Origin of the sequence: Azohydromonas australica DSM 1124, assembly GCF_000430725.1 — a bacterium.
Classification (GTDB): Bacteria; Pseudomonadota; Gammaproteobacteria; order Burkholderiales; family Burkholderiaceae_C; genus Azohydromonas; species Azohydromonas australica.
Genome location: NZ_AUMO01000065.1, coordinates 34,950 through 55,640, shown reverse-complemented (window position 1 = coordinate 55,640; position 20,691 = coordinate 34,950). Strand labels below are relative to the sequence as shown.

The following is a 20,691-nucleotide window of genomic DNA, read 5'->3' as shown; positions in this document are numbered from 1 at the left end:
CCCCTTACAGCATCACGCGGCGGAAGTCCGCCAGGATCTGACACAGGTAGGCGTTGAAGCGGGCCGCGGCGGCACCGTCCACCGCGCGGTGGTCCCACGACAGCGACAGCGGCAGCGTCAGGCGCGGCACAAACTGCTTGCCGTCCCACTTCGGTTCCATCGTGCTCTTGCACACGCCCAGGATCGCGACTTCCGGCGCGTTGATGATGGGCGTGAAGTAGCGTCCGCCGATGCCGCCCAGCGACGAGATGCTGAAGCAGCCGCCGGTCATCTCGGCGGGGCCCAGCTTGCCGTCGCGCGCCTTCTTGGCCAGCTCGCTCATCTCCTGGCTGATCTGGAAGATGCCCTTCTTGTCGGCATCCTTGATCACCGGGACCATCAGCCCGTTGGGCGTGTCGGCGGCGAAGCCGATGTGGAAGTACTGCTTGAGCACCACCTGGTCGCCGTCGAGCGAGGCGTTGAACTCGGGGAACTTCTTGAGCGCGGCCACGGCGGCCTTGATCAGGAAGGCCAGCATCGTCACCTTGACGCCGGACTTCTCGTTCTCCTTGTTCAGCTGCACGCGGAAGGCTTCGAGCTCGGTGATGTCCGCGTCGTCATGGTTGGTGACGTGCGGGATCACGACCCAGTTGCGGTGCAGGTTGGCGCCGCTGATCTTCTTGATACGCGAGAGGTCCTTGCGCTCGACGGGGCCGAACTTGGCGAAGTCCACCTGCGGCCAGGGCAGCAGGCCCGGGAAGGCGCCGCCCGCGGCAGCGCCAACCGTCGCGGCGGGCGCCTTGGCGGCGGCGGCCTTGGTCAGCGTCGTGCCGGCCATCACGGACTTGACGAAGTTCTGCAGGTCGTCCTGGGTGATGCGGCCCTTGAGGCCGCTGCCCTTGACCTCCTCCAGCGGCACGCCCAGCTGGCGCGCCTGCAGGCGGATCGAGGGCGAGGCGTGCGGCAGCACGCCCTTGGCCGCCGTCGGCTCGTGCGCCGGCAGCGCGGCGGTGGGCGGCGTGCGTGTGGCGGGCGGGGCCACGTCGGGCGCCGACACGGTGGCGGCCGGGGCCGCAGCGGGCGCGGCGGCCGCCGGGGCGGGAGCCGGGGCAGCGGCACCGGCGGCGCCTTCCAGGACCACGACCAGCGAGCCCTCGCTCACCTTGTCGCCCAGCTTGACCAGCACTTCCTTGACGGTGCCGGCGTGCGAGGACGGGATCTCCATGGAGGCCTTGTCGGACTCCACGGTGATCAGGCTCTGCTCGACCTTGATCTGGTCGCCGGGCTTGACGAAGACCTCGATCACGGCGACTTCCTTGAAGTCGCCGATGTCGGGAACCTTCACCTCGATCGTGCCGCCGGCGGCGGCGGGCGCCGGGGCGGGTGCAGCAGCCGCAGGCGCTGCAGCGGGCGCCGGGCTCGGCGCAGCCGCCGCGGGGGCCGGAGCCGGAGCAGCGGCTTCGGCCGCGCCGGTTTCCATGCGCACCACCAGCGAGCCCTCGCTCACCTTGTCGCCGATCTTGGCCAGGATCTCCTTGACCACGCCGGAACGCGACGAGGGGATCTCCATGGAGGCCTTGTCGCTCTCCACCGTGATCAGGCTCTGCTCTTCCTTGACCGTGTCACCGGGCTTCACGAGCACTTCGATGACCGCCACTTCCTTGAAGTCACCGATGTCCGGGACCAACACATCCACCAAAGCCATGGGGATATCTCCGTTTGTTGTTGTGCGGCGCCGCGTCAGGCGTACAGCGGGTTGATCTTGTCGGCGTTGATGCCGTACTTCGCGATGGCGTCAGCCACGGTGCGCGCCGGCACCACGCCCTCGTCGGCCAGGGCCTTGAGCGCGGCCACGACGACGTAGTGGCGGTTGATCTCGAAGTGCTCGCGCAGCTTGAAGCGGAAGTCGCTGCGGCCGAAGCCGTCCGTGCCCAGCACCTTGTAGCTGCGGCCCTTGGGGATGAAGGCGCGGATCTGCTCCGCGTAGTTCTTCATGTAGTCCGTGGAGGCCACCACCGGGCCGGCGTGCGCGGCCAGCTGCTCGGTGACGTAGGCCACGCGCGGCGTCTCGGTCGGGTGCAGCAGGTTGTAGCGCTCGGCGTCCTGGCCGTCGCGGGCCAGCTCGTTGAAGCTCGGGCAGCTCCAGACGTTGGCGCCGATGCCCCAGTCGGCTTCCAGCAGCTTCTTGGCTTCCATCGACTCGCGCAGGATGGTGCCGCTGCCCAGCAGGTTGACCGTGACCTTGGCTTCCGCGGGCGCCTCCTCCAGGAGGTACATGCCCTTGATGATCTGCTCCTCGGTGCCAGCCTTCAGGCCGGGCATCGGGTAGTTCTCGTTGAGCAGCGTCAGGTAATAGAAGACGTTGTCCTGCTTCTCCACCATGCGCTTGAGGCCGTGGTGCAGGATCACGCCGACTTCGTGCGCGAAGGTCGGGTCGTAGCTGACGCAGTTGGGGATGGTGCCGGCCAGGATGTGGCTGTGGCCGTCCTCGTGCTGCAGGCCCTCGCCGTTGAGCGTGGTGCGCCCGGAGGTGCCGCCCAGCAGGAAGCCGCGCGCCTGCATGTCGCCCGCCGCCCAGGCCAGGTCGCCGATGCGCTGGAAGCCGAACATCGAGTAGTACACGAAGAACGGCACCATGATCCGGTTGTTCGTCGCGTAGGAGGTCGCCGCGGCGATCCATGACGCCATGCCGCCGGCCTCGTTGATGCCTTCCTGCAGGATCTGGCCGCCCTTGTCCTCCTTGTAGTACATGACCTGGTCCTTATCGACCGGGGTGTACTGCTGGCCTGCCGGGTTGTAGATGCCGATCTGGCGGAACAGGCCTTCCATGCCGAAGGTGCGGGCCTCGTCCACCAGGATGGGCACGGCGCGCGGGCCGACTTCCTTGTCGCGCAGCAGCTGCGTGAGGAAGCGCACGTAGGCCTGCGTGGTGCTGATCTCGCGGCCTTCGGCGGTGGGCTCCAGCACGGCCTTGAAGGTTTCCAGCGGCGGCACGGTCAGCTGCTCCTCGGCCTTCGGGCGGCGCGCCGGCAGGTAGCCGCCCAGCGCCTGGCGGCGCTCGTGCAGGTACTTCATCTCCGGCATGTCGTCGGCCGGCTTGTAGAACGGCACCTCTTCGAGCTTGTCGTCCGGGATGGGGATGTTGAAGCGGTCGCGCATGGCCCGGATGTCGTCCTCGGCCATCTTCTTGGTCTGGTGCGCGGTGTTCTTGCCCTCGCCGATCTTGCCCATGCCGTAGCCCTTGACGGTCTTGATCAGCAGCACGGTGGGCTGGCCGGTCGTGTTCACGGCACGGTGGTAGGCGGCGTACACCTTCTGCGGGTCGTGGCCGCCGCGCTGCAGGCGCCAGATGTCGTCGTCGCTCATCTTGGACACCATCTCCAGCAGCTTGGGATGGCGGCCGAAGAAGTTCTTGCGCACGAAGGCGCCGTCGTTGGCCTTCATGGCCTGATAGTCACCGTCGAGGGTGTCCATCATGACCTTCTTGAGGATGCCTTCCTTGTCGCGCGCCAGCAGCGGATCCCAGTAGCCGCCCCACAGCAGCTTGATCACGTTCCAGCCCGCGCCGCGGAACTCGCCCTCGAGCTCCTGCACGATCTTGCCGTTGCCGCGCACCGGGCCGTCCAGGCGCTGCAGGTTGCAGTTGACGACGAAGATCAGGTTGTCCAGCTTCTCGCGCGCGGCCAGGCCGATGGCGCCCAGGCTCTCGGGCTCGTCCATCTCGCCGTCGCCCAGGAACACCCAGACCTTGCGCTTGGAGGTGTCGGCGATGCCGCGGGCGTGCAGGTACTTCAGGAAGCGCGCCTGGTAGATGGCCATCAAGGGGCCCAGGCCCATGGACACCGTCGGGAACTGCCAGAACTCGGGCATCAGCTTCGGGTGCGGGTAGCTGGACAGGCCCTTGCCGTCCACTTCCTGGCGGAAGTTCAGCAGCTGCTCCTCGGTGATGCGGCCTTCCAGGTAGGCGCGAGCGTAGATGCCGGGCGCCGAGTGGCCCTGGATGTAGAGCAGGTCGCCGCCGTGCTCGGGCGTGGCGGCATGCCAGAAGTGGTTGAAGCCGGCGCCCAGCATCGTCGCCAGCGAGGCGAAGCTGGAGATGTGGCCGCCCAGGTCGCCACCGTCCGCGGGGTTGTGGCGGTTGGCGCGCACGACCATCGCCATGGCGTTCCAACGCATGTAGGCGCGCAGGCGCTCCTCGATCTCGAGGTTGCCGGGGCAGCGCTCTTCTTCTTGCGGCTCGATGGTGTTGACGTAGCCCGTCGTCGCGGAGAAGGGCATGTCGATGCTGTTCTGGCGCGCGTGCTCCAGCAGCTGCTCCAGCAGGAAGTGACCGCGTTCGCGGCCCTCGCTCTCGATCACGGCGGACAAGGCGTCCAGCCACTCACGCGTTTCCTGCGGGTCCTGGTCATTGGCTGCCGCACCGATGAACTGTTCAGGCAATGCCGACATGGGGTGTCTCCTGTTTGGGGGGTCGGGCTAAAAGGTGGCGCAGTGTCGCACAAGCTTTTCATTTTTCAAATAGTGCGCTTCGATCTCATGATGTGAAATTTTGCTGCGCTGCGGCATGTCCAGGTGCCGCGGCGCCCTCCTTTGGGGGCTTGATAATCCGGGTGATGTCCGCTCCGCCCCCACCCTCTCCTGTCCGAGCCGCGCCGGCTGCGCGCCGGCGTCTTTTCGGCCACTGGTGGCGAAGCCAGTCGCCCGCGCGCCAGGATCGCTTCGTCACCGTGGGGCCTCTGGTCTCCGTGTTGTTGTTCCTGGCGGCGATCATTTCGGCCTTCTGGTATTTGCGGAACGAAGAGATCGAGCGCGAGACGGACTCGCTCAAGCGCGACACCGAGATCGCCCAGCAGCAGATCCAGCTGCGCCTGATCGACAGTCAGGAGCAACTGCTGCGCCTTGCCCGCGAGCTCGCCACCCGCACCGTGGACAGCCGCGGCTTCGAGGGCCAGGCGCGCAGCTTCGCCGCCGAGCGGCCCGAGCTCACGCAGCTGCTGTGGCTGGCCCCGAAGCGCCAGCTCCAGGGCCAATGGCTGGCGCCGGGGGTCGAAAGCTATGCCCGCGGCGACGCGCCCGACCCCTCGCTGCCGCTGGAGGGCCGCCGCAGCGAGCCCGAGCGCGCCTTCAGCACCGCGCGCGACCTGCAGGCGCCGGTGTATTCGCGCTCCTTCAGCAACGGCGCGGGGATGCCGGTGTTCCAGGTGCACGTGCCGCTGATCGACCGCAACGGCTTCGTCGGCGCGCTGGTGGCGGAGTACTCGGTGCAGGCGCTGGAGCGGCTGCTGGTGCCGGCGGAGGTCACCAAGCGCCATGCCATCTCGGTGCTGGACGAGGCCGGCAACGAGATCGCCGGCACCGGCGGCGCGCCGGGCGGCCACGCCGGCAAGCGCGCCGCCATCGTCCACGACGTGCCGCTGTCGCCGGGCGGCACCGGGCTGGTGCTGCGCGGCATCGGCTGGCGCACCTCCATCGGCCTCATCAGCAACACGCTGTTCTGGATGGTGGTGGCGCTGTCGGTGCTCACGGTGTGGATGCTGCTGGGCGCGTGGCGCCACATGCGCCGGCGCACGCAGATCCAAAACGCGCTGATCCAGGAGACCAACTTCCGCCGGGCCATGGAGAACTCCATGCTCACCGGCATGCGCGCCATGGACCTGCAGGGGCGTATCACCTACGTCAACCCGGCCTTCTGCGCCATGACGGGCTTCGCCGAGTCGGAGCTCATCGACCGGCGCCCGCCCTACCCGCACTGGCCGCCCGACCGCCTGGAGGAGAACGCGCGGCTGCTGCGGCAGGAATTGCAGGGCCGCAGCCCCGCCGGCGGCGTGGAGGTGAAGGTCATGCGCAAGGACGGGCAGATGTTCGATGCGCGCATGTACGTTTCGCCGCTGATCGACCCCAAGGGCCAGCAGACCGGCTGGATGACCTCGATGACCAACATCACCGAGGCCAAGCGCATCCGCGACCAGCTCTCGGCCTCGCACGAGCGCTTCACCACCGTGCTGGAGGGCCTGGACGCGGCGGTGTCGGTGCTCTCGGTGGAGCAGAGCGAGCTGCTGTTCGCCAACCGCTCCTACCGGCTGTGGTTCAGCGCCGACGCGCGCGGCCACGCGCTGCTGGCGGGCTCGCCGCCGCAGCCCGGGCCGGTGGAGGACTCGGTGGACACCTTCGGCGGGCTGCCGGTGCAGGAGCTCACGCAGGCCGGCTCGGACCCGCGCGAGGTCTTCATCGAGTCGCTGCAGAAGTGGTTCGACGTGCGCTCGCGCTACCTGCAGTGGACCGACGGGCGCCTGGCGCAGATGCTCATCGCCACCGACATCACCGCGCGCCACCAAGCCGAGGAGCAGCAGCGGCTGCAGGCGGAGAAGGCGCAGGTCACCAGCCGCCTGGTGACCATGGGCGAGATGGCCAGCTCCGTGGCCCACGAGCTCAACCAGCCGCTCACGGCCATCGCCAACTACTGCAGCGGCATGGTCTCGCGCGTGCAGGCCGACACCATTACCAAGGACGACCTGATCGCGGCGCTGAAGAAGACGGCGCGCCAGGCCGAGCGCGCCGGGCAGATCATTCACCGCATCCGCGCCTTCGTGAAGAAGAGCGAGCCCCAGCGCCAGCCCTCGCAGGCGAACGCCATCGTGGAGGACGCGGTGGACCTGGCCGGCATCGAGCTGCGCCGCCGCCACGTGCAGATCCACACCTACGTCGCGCAGCGGCTGCCCACGCTGATGGTGGACCCGATCCTCATCGAGCAGGTGGTGCTCAACCTGGTCAAGAACGCCGCCGAGGCCATCGACATGGCCAAGCTGCCCCAGGCGCGGCGCCACATCGAGCTGCGCGTGGTGCCGCGGCACACGCCGGACGAAGGCGGCGTGATCGAGTTCAGCGTCACCGACAAGGGCCCGGGCATGAAGGAGGAAGTGCTCGCCCGCATGTTCGAGGCCTTCTTCTCGACCAAGGCCGAAGGCCTGGGCATCGGGCTATCGCTGTGCCGTTCGATCATCGAGTCGCACCGCGGCAGGATGCGTGCGGAGAACATTTACAATGGCACCGCAGTCGTGGGATGTCGTTTTTCGTTCACCCTGCCGGTGGAGCCGGGTGCCCGCATCGAGCCTGCGGCACCGGCTACCGATCCCAACTCAACGACAGAGACAACCAGCCCATGAGCCTGATCCCCAAGAAAGGCACCGTTTACGTCGTCGACGATGACGAGGCGGTTCGCGATTCGCTGCAGTGGCTGCTCGAAGGCAAGGACTACCGGGTCAAGTGCTTCGATTCGGCCGAATCCTTCCTCTCCCGTTTCGACCCCCGCGAGGTGGCCTGCCTGATCGCCGACATCCGCATGGAAGGCATGAGCGGACTGGAGCTGCAGGACCGGCTGCTGGAGCGCCGCAGCCCGCTGCCCGTGGTCTTCATCACCGGCCACGGCGACGTGCCGATGGCGGTGACGACGATGAAGAAGGGCGCGATGGACTTCATCGAGAAGCCCTTCAAGGAAGAGGAGCTGCTGTCGCTGGTGGAGCGCATGCTGGAGCAGGCGCGCAGCACCTTCAGCCAGCACCAGGAACAGGCCAGCCGCGACGCGCTGCTGTCGCGCCTGACCACCCGCGAGAGCCAGGTGCTGGAGCGCATCGTCGCCGGGCGGCTGAACAAGCAGATCGCCGACGACCTGGGCATCAGCATCAAGACGGTGGAGGCGCACCGCGCCAACATCATGGAAAAGCTCAACGCCAACACCGTGGCCGACCTGCTCAAGATCGCGCTGGGCGCGCACAGCAAGGCCGCCTGACCTTTTCGCCAACCCCCCGAGGGCCGCGCCACGCGGCCCTTTTTCATTGCCAGGAGTTCCCCACCATGACCGCGCAGCTGATCGACGGCGTCGCCCTCTCGCGCCAGATCCGTACCGAGCTCGCCCAGCGCGCCGCTGCCCTCACCAGCCGGGGCCACACGCCGGGCCTGGCCGTGATCCTGGTGGGCGACAACCCGGCCTCGCAGGTGTACGTGCGCAACAAGGTCAAGGCCTGCCACGACACCGGCATGCACTCGGTGCTGGAGCAGTACCCGGCCAGCATGAGCGAGGCCGAGCTGCTGGCGCGCGTGCGCGCGCTCAATGAGGACGCATCGATCCACGGCATCCTGGTGCAGCTGCCGCTGCCCGCGCACATCGACGCGCACAAGGTCATCGAGACCATCTCGCCGGTCAAGGACGTGGACGGCTTCCACGTCGCCAGCGCCGGCGCGCTGATGGTGGGCCAGGAAGGCTTCAAGCCCTGCACGCCCTACGGCTGCATGCAGATGCTCAAGGCCATCGGCTGCGACCCGCGCGGCAAGCACGCGGTGGTGATCGGGCGCAGCAACATCGTGGGCAAGCCCATGGCGATGCTGCTGCTGCAGGCCAACGCCACCGTCACGGTGTGCCACAGCGCCACGCCGGACCTGGCGCAGCACACGCGCCAGGCCGACATCGTGGTGGCCGCGGTGGGCAAGCGCAACGTGCTGACGGCCGACATGGTCAAGCCCGGCGCGGTGGTGATCGACGTGGGCATGAACCGCAACGACGAAGGCAAGCTCTGCGGCGACGTGGACTTCGAGGGCGTGCGCGAGGTGGCCTCCTGGATCACCCCGGTGCCGGGCGGGGTCGGCCCGATGACGATCACAATGCTGCTGGTCAACACCGTCGAGGCCGCCGAGCGCGTGGCCGCCGCCGCGGCCTGATCTGTCATTGAAGCAGGACCGGCGCGCGCAGCGCCGCGGCGCCTTGTGTTGGCCCTCATTGCCACCACCTGTGCGGCCTCAACCCCCGCCTGTCCTGTCCATGTCCAATCCGCTCCTCGATACCCCCTCTTCCGAGCTTCCAGCCTTCGACCGCATCCGTCCCGAGCATGTGAGCCCGGCGGTGGATGCGCTGCTGGCCCAGGCCGATGCGGCCTTGGAGCGCTCCGTGGGGCCGGACGTGCCGGCCGACTACGACGCCATGTCGGCGGTGCTGGACGTGGCCACCGAGCGCATGGGCCGCTCCTGGGGCGCGGTGGGCCATCTCAACCACGTGGCCGACACGCCCGAGCTGCGCGCGGCCTACAACGAGAACCTGCCCAAGGTCACGGAGTTCTACACGCGGCTGGGCGCCGACGAGCGGCTCTACGCCAAGTACAAGGCCATCGCGCAGAGCCCGGCCGCGCAGCAGCTGGGCGCGCCGCGGCGCAAGGCTCTGGCCAACGCCATGCGCGACTTCGTGCTCTCCGGCGCGGAGCTGCAGGGCGAGGCCAAGGAGCGCTTCGCCAGGATCCAGGAGCGCCTGGCCGAGCTGTCGCAGAAGTACAGCGAGCACGTGCTCGACGCCACCGACAAGTTCGCGCTCTACGCCGCCGAGGAGCAGCTCGACGGCGTGCCGGACGATGTCAAGGCCGCCGCCCGCGCCGCCGCGCAGGCCGAGGGCAAGGACGGCCACAAGATCACGCTGCATTTCCCGAGCTACTTCCCGGTGATGCAGTACGGCACCAACCGTGACCTGCGCCGCCAGCTCTACACCGCCTACGCCACCCGCGCCAGCGAGCAGGGCCCGGCCGAGCGCGACAACAGCGCGCTGATGGCGGAGATCCTGCAGCTGCGCCAGGAGGAGGCCGAGCTGCTGGGCTACGGCAGCTACGCCGAGCTGTCGCTGGTGCCCAAGATGGCCGACAGCCCGCAGCAGGTGATGGACTTCCTGCGCCACCTCGCCCGCCGCGCCCGCCCCTACGCCGAGAAGGACCTGCAGGAGCTGCGCGAGTTCGCCGCGCAGGAGCTGTCGCTGCCCGACCTGCAGGCCTGGGACGTGGCCTTCGCCAGCGAGAAGCTCAAGGAGGCGCGCTACGCCTTCAGCGACCAGGAGGTGAAGCAGTACTTCACCGAGCCCAAGGTGCTGGAGGGACTGTTCCGCATCATCGAGACGCTGTTCGAGGTGGCGATCCGCCCCGACCAGGCGCCGACCTGGAACCCGGACGTGCGCTTCTTCCGCGTCGAGCGCGGCGGCCAGCTCATCGCCCAGTTCTACATGGATCTCTACGCCCGCTCCGGCAAGCGTCCGGGCGCGTGGATGGACGACGTGCGCGGCCGCTGGCAGCGTCCTGAAGGGCCGCTGCAGACGCCGGTGGCGCACCTGGTGTGCAACTTCGCGCCGCCGGTGGGCGACAAGCCGGCGCTGCTGACGCACGACGACGTCATCACCCTCTTCCACGAGTGCGGCCACGGCCTGCACCACATGCTGACGCAGGTGGCGGACCTGGGCGTCTCGGGCATCTCCGGCGTGGAATGGGACGCCGTGGAGCTGCCCAGCCAGTTCATGGAGAACTTCGCCTGGGAGTGGGAAGTGCTGCAGCGCCTGACCGCCCACGTGGAAACGGGCGAGCCGCTGCCGCGCGCGCTCTACGACAAGATGCTGGCGGCCAAGAACTTCCAGAGCGGCCTGGCGACGCTGCGGCAGGTGGAGTTCGCGCTGTTCGACATGCGCATCCACGCCGAGGCCGGCGCGCCGCAGCGCATCCAGCAGATCCTGGACGAAGTGCGTCAGGAGGTGGCGGTGCTGATCCCGCCGTCTTTCAACCGCTTCCAGCACGCCTTCTCGCACATCTTTGCCGGCGGCTACTCGGCGGGTTACTACAGCTACAAGTGGGCCGAGGTGCTGAGCGCCGACGCCTGGAGCGCCTTCGAGGAAGCCGGCGTGTTCGACACCGAGACCGGCCGGCGCCTGCGCCGCGAGATCCTGGAAGCCGGCGGCAGCCGCACCGCGATGGAGAGCTTCAAGGCCTTCCGCGGGCGCGAGCCGAGCATCGACGCGCTGCTGAGGCACCAGGGCATGGCGGGCTGAGCCAGCCCCACGCGGGACGCACGGGCGGGCGCCCTGCCCGCCACGGCCCATTCAGAGAACCCGCTGCCGCGAGCTTCGCGGCAGCGGGTTTTTCATGTCACTCCGGCCGCACCCCGGCCTTGGCCAGCAGCCGGCTCCACTTGTCGAGCTCGGCCTGCAATTGGGCATGGAAGTCCGTGCCGGCGGCCAGGGCCTCGGCGCCCTCCTGGCGCAGCGCCTCGCGCAGCGGAGCGCTCTCCAGCGCCTTGCCCAGCGCCGCGCTCAGCGGCGAGGCCACGTCGGCGGGTGTGCCTCGCTGCGCCAGCAGCCCGTAGACCGGGGCGCAGTCGTAGCCCTTGAGGCCGGCCTCCGCCAGCGTGGGACAGCCGGGCAGCGCCGGGTTGCGGCGCGCGCCCGTCACGGCCAGCGCCCGCAGCTTGCCGCCGTCGAGCTGGGACTGCAGCGGCGGCAGCGTGCTGAACATCAGGTCCACCTGGCCCGACAGCAGCTCCGTGAGCGCCGGCGCCAAGCCCTTGTAGGGCACGTGCTGCAGCTTCACGCCGGCAAGCTCCTGCAGCAGCTCGCCCGCCAAGTGGCCCGCGCTGCCCACGCCGGTGGAGCCATAGGCCAGGCGTGCCGACCCGAAGCGCGCGTGCAGCAGCAGTTCCGGCACGTTGTGGATGGGGTTGGACGCCGCCACCAGCAGCGCCAGCGGCTGGCTGGCCACGGGCCCCAGCGCGACGAAATCGCTGCCGCGCGCGGACGCCGCGCGCGGGCTGGAAGCCGCCTGCAGCGCCAGCGTGCCGGTGTGCGCCAGCAGCAGCGTGTGGCCGTCGGGCGCGGCACGCGCCACCGACTCCACGCCAACCAGACCGGCGCGCAATTCCACCACCACCGGCACGCCCAGCTGCTGGCTCAGTTGCGCCGCCAGCGCGCGCCCAAGCACCTCGCCGCTGCCGGTAGACGTGACCACCAGGCGAACCGGCCGTGCAGCGGCAGCGCCCTGCGCGCGCGACAGCGATGGCGCCAGCGCGACGGCCAGGCCGCCCCACAGGAGCCGGCGCCGCGACGGCTGAAACCCCAGCCTCATGCCCAGACCTCGTATTGAAAGCGCTTCAGTCTAGGAAGCGGCACCCGCCGCGCCGTTGTGGCGAATACGCATGCCCGGCGCCGGCACGCCGGGCCGGGCCGGCTCAGCCGCCCAGCACCTGCGGATTCACCGGCGTGGGCGACACGCCGCCGGTGAGCGCGGCGATGAGGTTGTCGGCCGCCAAGTCCGCCATGGCGCGGCGCGTGGCGACGCTGGCGCTGGCGATGTGCGGGGTGAGCACCACGTTGCGCAACGCCAGCAGCTGCGGGTGTACCTGCGGCTCGCCCTCGAACACGTCCAGCCCTGCCGCGGCGATGTGCCCCTGTGCCAGTGCTTGCGCCAGCGCCGCGTCGTCCACCACCCCGCCGCGGGCGATGTTGCTCAGCGTGGCGGTCGGCTTCATCTGCGCCAGCTCCGCGGCGCCGATGGCGTGATGCGTCTGCGGCGAGTACGGCACCACGACCACGAGGTGGTCGGCCTCGCGCAGCAGCGTCTGCTTGTCCACGTAGCGGGCGTTGATGGGGGCCTCTTGATCGGCCGGCAGGCGGCTGCGGTTGTGGTAGATCACCTGCATGCCGAAGCCCAGGGCGCCGCGCCGGGCGATGCCCTGCCCGATGCGGCCCATGCCCAGGATGCCCAGCGTGGCGCCATGTAAATCGCTGCCGGCGAACATGTCGTAGGCCCAGCGGTCCCAGCGGCCCTCGCGCAGGAAGCGCTCGGACTCGGTGATGCGCCGCGCGGTGGCCATCATCAGCGCGAAGCCGAAGTCGGCCGTGGTTTCGGTGAGCACGTCGGGCGTGTTGCTCACCAGCACGCCGCGTGCGCTGCAGGCGCCCACGTCGATGTTGTTGTAGCCCACGGCCATGTTGCACACCGCGCGCAGCTGCGGATTGGCGTCCAGCAGCGCCGCGTCGATGCGCTCGCTCAGCGTCACGAAGGCGCCGGCCTTGCCCTGCAGCCGCGCGCGCAGCTCATCGGGCGTGTAGATCCGGTCCGCCGGGTTGTCCTCGACCTCGAAGTGCTGCGCCAGGCGCTGCACGACCTCGGGGAACACCTTGCGGGCCACCAGCACGGCGGGCTTGTCGGACATGGCTTGTCTCCTGGATGGCGTGGGGTAGCGAAAAACCGGCGCTGACTTCTCAGCGCAGCCAGATCAGCGTCATCAGCGCGAACAGCGGCAGCAGCACGACGCTCGACCAGGCCATGTAGCCAAAGAAGCTGGGCATGCGGATGCCGCGGTCCTCGGCGATGGCCTTGACCATGAAGTTGGGCGCGTTGCCGATGTAGCTGTTGGCACCCATGTACACCGAGCCGGCGGAGATGGCCGCCAGCGTGGGCGCCAGCGCGTTCATCAGCAGCTGCGGATCGCCGCCGGCGAGGTTGAAGAACACGAGGTACGTGGGCGCGTTGTCCAGGAAGCTGCTCAGCAGCCCGCTGGCCCAGAAGTACGCCCAGGGCAGCGGCTGCCCGTCGTCGCTGGTGACGGCCTGCACCACGGCGGCGAAGGGCCCGGCCTCGCCGGCCTTGAGCATGGCCAGCACCGGCAGCATGGTCAGGAAGATGGCAGCGAAGAGTTTCCCCACCTCCTGCATCGGCGCCCAGGAGAACTGGTTCGCCAGGCGCGCCGCGGCGGGCGTGAGCACCAGGGACAGCAGCGTCACCCCGATCAGCCCCAGGTCGCGCACCAGGGACTGCAGTTCGACCTCGGTGCCGGCAATGTTCCAGCGCAGCCCCGGCTTCCAGGTGCCGCTCATCAGCACCAGCCCTACCACGGCCGCCAGCAGCAGCAGGTTGAGGCCGCCGAGCATGCCCAGGCGCTGCGTGTCGGGCGTGGGGTCCTGCGGCAGCACGCCCTCGCGCCGGTAGTACCAGCTGTCCAGCGCATAGAAGATCGCCAGCAGCGCGCCGACCAGGAACAGCGTCTCGGGCAGCAGGTGGCGGAAGGTCCAGTTGAATTCCACGCCCTGCAGGAAGCCCAGGAACAGCGGCGGATCGCCCAGCGGCGTGAGCGAGCCGCCCGCGTTGCTGACGATGAAGATGAAGAACACCACCACGTGCGCGACGTGGCGGCGGTTGTCGTTGGCGCGGATGAGCGGGCGGATCATCAGCATCGAGGCGCCGGTGGTGCCCATGACGCTGGCCAGCACCGCCCCGACGGCCATGAGCGCGCAGTTCACGCCCGGGCTGCCGTGCAGGTTGCCGCGGATGTAGATGCCGCCCGCGGTCGTGAACAGCGCGGTGAGCAGGATCACGAAGGGCAGGTATTCGCCCAGCAGCGTGTGCATGAAGGCCGCGCCCGCGGCGCCCGGGCCGAACACCGCCGCGAAGGGCACGAGGAAGGCCAACGCCCAGCCCAGCGCGACCTTGCCGTAGTGGTGATGCCACAGGTGCGGCAGCAGCAGCGGCATCAGCGCGATGGACAGCAGCATCCCGGCAAAGGGCAAGGCCCACCAGGCGGACAGCTCGCGGCCGTCGATCTCGGCCGCACCGGCCCACAGCGGAAGGAACAGCAGCGCGGTGCAGGCGGCCCGGCGGGCCGCGGCGACAGGGAGCTTGTACATCGGAGCGTTTCAGGCCACTCGGGGCACCGGGGGCGGCGCGGGGTGGCCGGGCTTTTTTGGAGCCGGGCATTCTAGGGATGCACGGCGCGGCAGCCCGCGGCAGCCCGCGGCTGGCGCCGCCGGGCGCCGGCCCGGCTTCACGAGCCATCCCAGCCCGCGGTACCGGCGCGGGCCAGCCACGCGCTCCAGCTCTGCTGCGCCAGCTGCAGCGTGCGGAACTGCAGCTCCACCATCTGCGCCAGGTCGTTCCCGTAGCCGCCGGCCATGCTCAGCGCCACCGGCACGCCGCGCTCGCGGCAGGCCTGCAGCACGCGGCGGTCGCGCTCGGCCATGCCGCGGGCGCTGAGCTTGAGGCGGCCCAGGCGGTCGTTCTCGTGCGGATCGGCGCCGGCCAGGTAGAAGGCCAGCCCGGGCGGCGCGTCGGCGTGGTGCGCCCACAGCCGCTCCAGCGCGCCGTCCAGCGCCTCCAGGTAGGCGTCATCGGTGCAGCCGTCCGGCAGCTCGACGTCGAGGTCGCTGGCTTCCTTGCGGAACGGGAAGTTGCGCGCGCCGTGCAGCGAGAGGGTGAAGACGCTGTCGTCGCCGCGAAAGATGGCGGCAGTGCCGTTGCCCTGGTGCACGTCCAGGTCGATCACGGCCACGCGCAGTTGGCGCCGCGCGCGGCGATGCGCCTCGGCCTGCATCAGCCGCGCCGCCACCGCCACGTCGTTGAAGACGCAGTAGCCGCTGCCCTTGAAGGCGTAGGCGTGGTGCGTGCCGCCGGCCAGGTTGGCCGCCACGCCCTCCTCCAGCGCGGCACGCGCAGCGGCGATGGTGGCGCCCACCGATCGCCGCGCCCGCTCGGCCATGCGCGGCGACCACGGGAAGCCGATCTCGCGCTGCTCGGCCGCGCTCAGCAGCCCCTCGGCCACCGCGGTGACGTAGCGCGGCTCGTGCGCCAGCGCGAGTTCGCCGTCGCTGGCCGCGGGCGCCGGCCGCAGCCTGATGCCGGGCTCGGTCGCCACGCGCTCGCGCAGCAGCGCGTATTTCGACATCGGGAACCGGTGCCCCTCGGGCAGCGGCAGCACGAACTGGTCTGCGTAGAAAGCCTGCATCCGGCCATTGTGCGCAGCACGGTCCCCGCCTCTTCCCGGCCGGGACAACCGGGCTGGCGTGGCAAGAACGCCAAAGACCTTGCTGCAGTGCAGCAAAAAGTGCTTGCGTGCAGGAATGATGCCTCTATACTTGCACCCATGCTGCACTGCAGCAAAAGCTCCTCCCCCATCCTTCAACCCTGTCGGAGACTGAAATGCTGAACGTGAACGCCGAACAATTCATCGCTGCCCAGAAGGCCAACGTCGAGACCGCTTTCGGCCTGGCCAACAAGGCTTTCGAAGGCGTGGAAAAGGTCGTGGAACTGAACGTGCAGGCCGCCAAGTCCGCGCTGAACGACGCCGCCGAGAACACCAAGGCCGCCCTGTCTGCCAAGGACGCGCAAGAGCTGCTGTCGCTGCAAGCCAGCCTGCTGCAGCCCGCCACCGAGAAGGCCGTGGCCTATGGCCGCCAGGTGTATGACATCGCCGCCGCCACCAACGCCGAGGTGAGCAAGGTCGTCGAAGCCCAGCTGGCCGACCTGCAGAAGAACATCCTGGCTGTCGTGGACAGCGCCGTGAAGAACGCCCCGGCCGGCTCCGAGAACGCCGTCGCCCTGGTGAAGTCCGCCGTGGCCGCCGCCAGCAACGCCTACGAAAGCGTGCAGAAGGCCGCCAAGCAGGCTGCCGAAGTGGCCGAGTCCAACTTCCAGGCCATGACCACCAGCGCCGTCAAGGCCTCGCAAGGCGTTGCCGCCAACGCCAAGGCCGCCACCAAGCGCGCCGCCTGATCACTGACCGCTTGGTCAACCTTGATGCGCGGCCGGGCGCCAGCCCGGCTGACGAGGCGGTTTCGATGCCGCCGCGATAGGTTGTCTCCTCGGTACCTGGGGAAAGTGGTTTCAGGGTACCTTCAGCCCGGCGCCCGCCGGGCTTTCTTTTTGGCCGCCGCGCGGCAGCCTCATCCGCAGACGAAGCCGGCCTCGCGCCGGCTTTGCCGCTTACTGGCTCTGCATCGCGATGCGCTGGCGTAGCTGCGGCAGCAGCGATTGCGCCACCTCGCGCCCGGCCTGGATGGCGCGCTTGCGCGCGGTGAAGTCCGCGCTGCCCACGCCGTCGAGCCGCGGGCGCAGCACCAGGTCCGCCTCCTTGAGCTCGAAGGTGTTGATGCTGCGGCCCATGATGGAGAAGGTCTGCAGCAGCATGCGCATGGCGTCGCCCGTGGGCTGGCCGTCGGGCGGGCTGGTGATGTCCACCGCCACCACCAGCTCAGCGCCCATCTGGCGCGCGAAGCGCACCGGCACCGGCGACACCAAGCCGCCGTCGACGTACTCGCGGTTGCCGATGCGCACCGGCTGGAACACCGCCGGCACCGCGCTGGAGGCGCGCACCGCCGTGGCCGTGTCGCCGCGCTGGAACAGGATCGGCGCGCCGCTATCGAGGTCCGTGGCCACGATGCCCAGCGGCAGCTTCATCTGCTCGATGGTCTTGGCGCCGGTGTGCTCCCGCACGTAGCGCGCCAGGGCTTCGCCCCGCAGCAGGCCGCGCCCCGGGTAGGCCCAGTCGGTGATGGCCGACTCGTCCATTGCCAGCGCCAGCTCGCCCAGCTGCCGGCCGTTGAGCCCGCTGGCGTACAGCGCCGCCACCAGGCTGCCCGCCGAGGTGCCGACCACGAGGCTGGGCCGGATGCCCGCCTCCTCCAGCACCTGGATCACGCCGATGTGCGCGAAGCCCCGCGCCGCGCCGCCGCCCAGCGCCAGGCCGATGCGCGGCGGGTCGCGCGGCACCGGCGGCTTGGCGGGCGTGGACCCCGGCGGCCCGGAGGCGATCGGCGGCGGCACGTTGGTGACGACGGTGGGCGGGACGCTCTGGCAGGCCGCCAGCGCGAGCAGCGGCAACAGGCTCAGCACATGACTGCGCCGCATGAAAGAGCTTCTGAACATGAGGCCGGATTTTAAGAAGTGCTTGCCGAAACACCCAGGCACAAGTTCATAGCTATACTTCCTTATAAGCAAAGAACTTTTCTGTTCTTCCTTAATATAAGGGCAGTTCCTACAGTTCAGCTTCGAGCAGCGTGTTACGTCTGCACAACATCTAAATTCCGGGCCGGTCCACTTCTACACGCGGGGCAGCACGCGGCGCAGAGAGCCACCGGAAGAAAGCGATCCACGAGATGTACAAGTACACCGAATTCGACCGCCAGTTCGTGCGCGCCCGCGCCGCGCAGTTCCGCGACCAGCTTGAGCGCAACCTGCGCGGCGAGCTCGGGGACGACGAGTTCCGTCCGCTGCGGCTGCAGAACGGCTGGTACATCCAGCGTCACGCGCCGATGCTGCGCGTGGCCGTGCCCTACGGCGAGCTCAACAGCCGCCAGCTGCGCCAGCTCGCCCGCATCGCGCGCGAGTACGACCGCGACTACGCCCACTTCACCACGCGGCAGAACTGCCAGTACAACTGGATCCCGCTGCACCAGTCCGCCGAGGTGATGGAGCTGCTGGCCGAAGTGGACATGCACGGCATCCAGACCAGCGGCAACTGCATCCGCAACATCACCACCGACGCGCTGGCCGGCATCGCGCCGGACGAGGCGGTGGACCCGCGCCCCTACGCGGAAGTGCTGCGCCAATGGAGCACGCTGCACCCCGAGTTCGCCTTCCTGCCGCGCAAGTTCAAGATCGCCATCACTGGCGCCGCCGAGGACCGTGCCGCCATCCAGTGGCATGACATCGGCCTGCAGCTGGTGAAGAACGAGGCCGGCGAGGTCGGCTTCAAGGTGTTCGTGGGCGGCGGCATGGGCCGCACGCCGGTGGTGGCGGTGGAGATCAACGCCTTCGTGCCGTGGCAGCAGATCCTCGTCTACATCGAGGCCATCGTGCGCGTCTACAACCGCTACGGCCGCCGCGACAACCTCTACAAGGCCCGCATCAAGATCCTGGTGAAGGCCGAGGGCCAGAAGTTCTTCGACGCCGTCAACGAGGAGTTCCGCAAGATCCTGGAAGTGGACGCCGAAGGCGCCGCGCACCTGATCCCGCTGCGCGAGCTCGAGCGCGTCTCCGCCCACTTCACCCTGCCCGCGGGCGTGCGCCCGGCCACCGGCGGCTTCCAGGCCGGCCGCTACGGCGACCAGCAGCAGGCCTTCGCCCGCTGGCTGGAGCGCAACGTGCACGCGCACAAGGTCAGCGGCTACCGCGCCGTGACGCTGTCGCTCAAGCGCGTGGGCCAGGCCCCCGGCGACACCACCTCGGCGCAGATGGATGCCGCGGCCACCATGGCCGACCGCTACTCGCTGGGCGAGCTGCGCGTGACGCACGACCAGAACCTGCTGCTGCCCTGGGTGCGCGAGGCCGACCTCTACGCCGTGTGGCACGCCGCCAAGGACGCGGGCTTCGCCGTGCCCAACATCGGGCTGCTCACCGACATGATCGCCTGCCCCGGCGGCGACTTCTGCGCCCTGGCCAACGCGCGCTCCATCCCCGTCGCTGCGGCGATCACCGAGCGCTTCCAAGACCTGGACGAGCTGTGGGACATCGGTGACATCGATCTGCACATGAGCGGCTGCATCAACTCCTGCGGCCACCACCACAGCGGCCACATCGGCATCCTCGGCGTCGACAAGGACGGCAGCGAGTGGTACCAGATCACGCTGGGCGGCTCCGACGGCTCCGCGCTCTCGGGCAAGACGGTGGCCGGCAAGGTCATCGGCCCGTCCTTCGCCGCCGACGAGGTGACGGACGTGATCGAGGCCATCATCGACACCTACCGCGCCCAGCGCACCGAGGGCGAGCGCTTCATCGACAGCGTGCGCCGCCTGGGTATCGCCCCGTTCAAGACCGCCGCCGACGCCGTGCGCAGCGCCACCGCCGTGCGTGGCGAAACCGTGCCTGCCTGACAACAAAAAGCCTTCGGAATTTGGACCCCATGAAATTCATCGATTCCCAGAACGACCGCTGGCAGCAGGTCCAGGGCGAGGACGGCCCGCAGTCGCACCCCTCCCCCGCGCCGCACCGGCTGCTGACGCTGGAGCAGTGGCACGCCGTGCGCGCCGAGTGGCCGCAGGGCGTGGCGGTGGGCGTGATGCTGCCCAACGATGCCGACGTGGAAGACCTGACCGAGGACCTGCCGCGGCTGGCGCTGGTGGCGCTGAAGTTCCCGAAGTGGGTGGACGGCCGTGCCTACTCGCAGGCCCGCCTGCTGCGCACGCGCTACGCCTACAAGGGCGAGATCCGCGCCACCGGCGAGGTGCTGGTGGACATGCTGCCGCTGCTGCAGCGCACCGGCTTCGACGCCGCGCAGCTGCGCGGCGACCAGAAGATCGAGTCCGCGCGCCGCGCGCTGGGCTTCTTCGGCGGCCACTACCAGGGCGACACGGTGCATCCGCAGCCGCTGTTCGCCCGCAACGAATCGCAGCCTTACGTCCGGAGCTGATTGCCATGAGCGCCATCGACCTGCATGCCCGTCCCAGCGCTGACTTCGAGTCCAAGGTCGCCCGTGCCCTGGACCTGCTGCGCGACGCCGCCGAGCGTTTCCCCGGCCGCGTCGTGCTGGCCAACAGCCTGGGCGCCGAGGACATGGTCCTGACGGACCTGATCGGCCGCCACCAGCTGCCCATCGCGCTGGGCACGCTGGACACCGGCGTGCTGCATGCCGAGACGCTGGCGGTGCTGCCGCGCATCCGCGAGCGCTACGGCATCGAGGTCGAGGTGTACCGCCCGGTGCAGGAAGCCGTGATCGAGTTCGTGGGCCGCCACGGCGAGCGCGCCATGTACGAGAGCGTGCAGCTGCGCAAGGGCTGCTGCGGCGTGCGCAAGCTGGAGCCGCTGTCGCGCATGCTGGCCGAGCGCGACGCCTGGGTCACCGGCATGCGCCGCGAGCAGTCGGACAACCGCGGCAGCGTCCCGTTCGAGGACCAGGACGACAAGGGCCGGGTGAAGTTCAACCCGCTGGCCGACTGGACCTGGGGCGACGTGTGGCACTACATCAAGCTGCACGAGGTGCCCTACAACGCGCTGCACGACGATTTCTTCCCCAGCATCGGCTGCGCGCCGTGCACCCGGGCCATCTCGCTGGGCGAGCCCTTCCGCGCCGGTCGCTGGTGGTGGGAGGACGAGTCGGCCAAGGAATGCGGGCTGCACGTGAAGCAGAGCCCGCTGCCGGCCTGAGGCCGCACTGAGC

Annotated in this window: 15 protein-coding genes; 8 read left to right on the top strand and 7 right to left on the bottom strand. The window is 69.4% G+C overall.

The features are described 5' to 3' along the window. Positions 1 to 4: 4 nt before the first annotated feature. Positions 5 to 1,684 (bottom strand): dihydrolipoyllysine-residue acetyltransferase, encoded by a 1,680-nt coding sequence (gene aceF / locus H537_RS0111250; protein ID WP_028998012.1) that lies wholly within the window; start codon positions 1,682 to 1,684, stop codon positions 5 to 7. A 35-nt stretch (positions 1,685 to 1,719) separates the two neighbouring features. Beyond that, positions 1,720 to 4,428, bottom strand: coding sequence for a pyruvate dehydrogenase (acetyl-transferring), homodimeric type (aceE, locus tag H537_RS0111245; protein WP_028998011.1), 2,709 nt, complete (start codon positions 4,426 to 4,428; stop codon positions 1,720 to 1,722). A 164-nt stretch (positions 4,429 to 4,592) separates the two neighbouring features. On the opposite strand from aceE, the gene H537_RS0111240 reads away from it, so the two are divergent. The 4 genes from H537_RS0111240 to H537_RS0111225 all read left to right on the top strand — a co-directional run bounded on the left by H537_RS0111240 (position 4,593) and on the right by H537_RS0111225 (position 10,819). Further along, positions 4,593 to 7,142: a PAS domain-containing sensor histidine kinase gene (locus H537_RS0111240; protein WP_028998010.1), complete on the top strand. Its 2,550-nt coding sequence runs from the start codon at positions 4,593 to 4,595 to the stop codon at positions 7,140 to 7,142. After that, the gene (locus tag H537_RS0111235; RefSeq protein ID WP_028998009.1) at positions 7,139 to 7,765 is read left to right on the top strand and encodes a response regulator transcription factor; all 627 of its coding nucleotides are present in this window, start codon (positions 7,139 to 7,141) and stop codon (positions 7,763 to 7,765) included. The genes H537_RS0111240 and H537_RS0111235 overlap by 4 nt, the downstream gene beginning before the upstream one ends. A gap of 65 nt (positions 7,766 to 7,830) precedes the next feature. After that, positions 7,831 to 8,691 (top strand): bifunctional methylenetetrahydrofolate dehydrogenase/methenyltetrahydrofolate cyclohydrolase FolD, encoded by an 861-nt coding sequence (folD, locus tag H537_RS0111230; protein WP_028998008.1) that lies wholly within the window; start codon positions 7,831 to 7,833, stop codon positions 8,689 to 8,691. A 100-nt stretch (positions 8,692 to 8,791) separates the two neighbouring features. Further along, a complete protein-coding gene (locus H537_RS0111225) occupies positions 8,792 to 10,819 on the top strand; it encodes a M3 family metallopeptidase (protein ID WP_028998007.1) in 2,028 nt (675 codons plus the stop codon). A 97-nt stretch (positions 10,820 to 10,916) separates the two neighbouring features. Here H537_RS0111225 and H537_RS0111220 read toward each other — a convergent pair whose 3' ends face one another. The 4 genes from H537_RS0111220 to H537_RS0111205 all read right to left on the bottom strand — a co-directional run bounded on the left by H537_RS0111220 (position 10,917) and on the right by H537_RS0111205 (position 15,543). Further along, positions 10,917 to 11,888 carry a Bug family tripartite tricarboxylate transporter substrate binding protein gene (locus tag H537_RS0111220; RefSeq protein WP_043458565.1) on the bottom strand — a complete coding sequence of 324 codons (972 nt, stop codon included), beginning with the start codon at positions 11,886 to 11,888 and terminating at the stop codon, positions 10,917 to 10,919. Between the two features lie 103 nt (positions 11,889 to 11,991). Next, positions 11,992 to 12,978 (bottom strand): 2-hydroxyacid dehydrogenase, encoded by a 987-nt coding sequence (locus H537_RS0111215; RefSeq protein WP_028998005.1) that lies wholly within the window; start codon positions 12,976 to 12,978, stop codon positions 11,992 to 11,994. 49 nt (positions 12,979 to 13,027) lie between these two features. Further along, entirely contained in the window at positions 13,028 to 14,449 is a 1,422-nt protein-coding gene (locus H537_RS0111210) for a sodium:proton antiporter (RefSeq protein ID WP_051242372.1), read from the bottom strand. A gap of 137 nt (positions 14,450 to 14,586) precedes the next feature. Further along, complete coding sequence (locus H537_RS0111205) at positions 14,587 to 15,543, bottom strand: histone deacetylase family protein (protein ID WP_028998003.1); 957 nt, start codon at positions 15,541 to 15,543, stop codon at positions 14,587 to 14,589. 194 nt (positions 15,544 to 15,737) lie between these two features. Here H537_RS0111205 and H537_RS0111200 point away from each other — a divergent pair, with 194 nt between their 5' ends. Beyond that, positions 15,738 to 16,310 carry a phasin family protein gene (locus tag H537_RS0111200; protein WP_043458564.1) on the top strand — a complete coding sequence of 191 codons (573 nt, stop codon included), beginning with the start codon at positions 15,738 to 15,740 and terminating at the stop codon, positions 16,308 to 16,310. A gap of 210 nt (positions 16,311 to 16,520) precedes the next feature. On the opposite strand, the gene H537_RS0111195 is transcribed toward H537_RS0111200, so the two are convergent. Next, positions 16,521 to 17,444 carry a patatin-like phospholipase family protein gene (locus H537_RS0111195; RefSeq protein WP_028998001.1) on the bottom strand — a complete coding sequence of 308 codons (924 nt, stop codon included), beginning with the start codon at positions 17,442 to 17,444 and terminating at the stop codon, positions 16,521 to 16,523. 248 nt (positions 17,445 to 17,692) lie between these two features. Here H537_RS0111195 and H537_RS0111190 point away from each other — a divergent pair, with 248 nt between their 5' ends. The 3 genes from H537_RS0111190 to H537_RS0111180 are packed head-to-tail and all read left to right on the top strand — an operon-like array spanning position 17,693 to position 20,678. Then, positions 17,693 to 19,408 carry a nitrite/sulfite reductase gene (locus H537_RS0111190; RefSeq protein WP_028998000.1) on the top strand — a complete coding sequence of 572 codons (1,716 nt, stop codon included), beginning with the start codon at positions 17,693 to 17,695 and terminating at the stop codon, positions 19,406 to 19,408. 29 nt (positions 19,409 to 19,437) lie between these two features. Further along, positions 19,438 to 19,944 carry a DUF934 domain-containing protein gene (locus H537_RS0111185; protein ID WP_028997999.1) on the top strand — a complete coding sequence of 169 codons (507 nt, stop codon included), beginning with the start codon at positions 19,438 to 19,440 and terminating at the stop codon, positions 19,942 to 19,944. 5 nt (positions 19,945 to 19,949) lie between these two features. Then, a complete protein-coding gene (locus H537_RS0111180) occupies positions 19,950 to 20,678 on the top strand; it encodes a phosphoadenylyl-sulfate reductase (RefSeq protein WP_028997998.1) in 729 nt (242 codons plus the stop codon). The last annotated feature ends 13 nt before the right edge of the window (positions 20,679 to 20,691 follow it).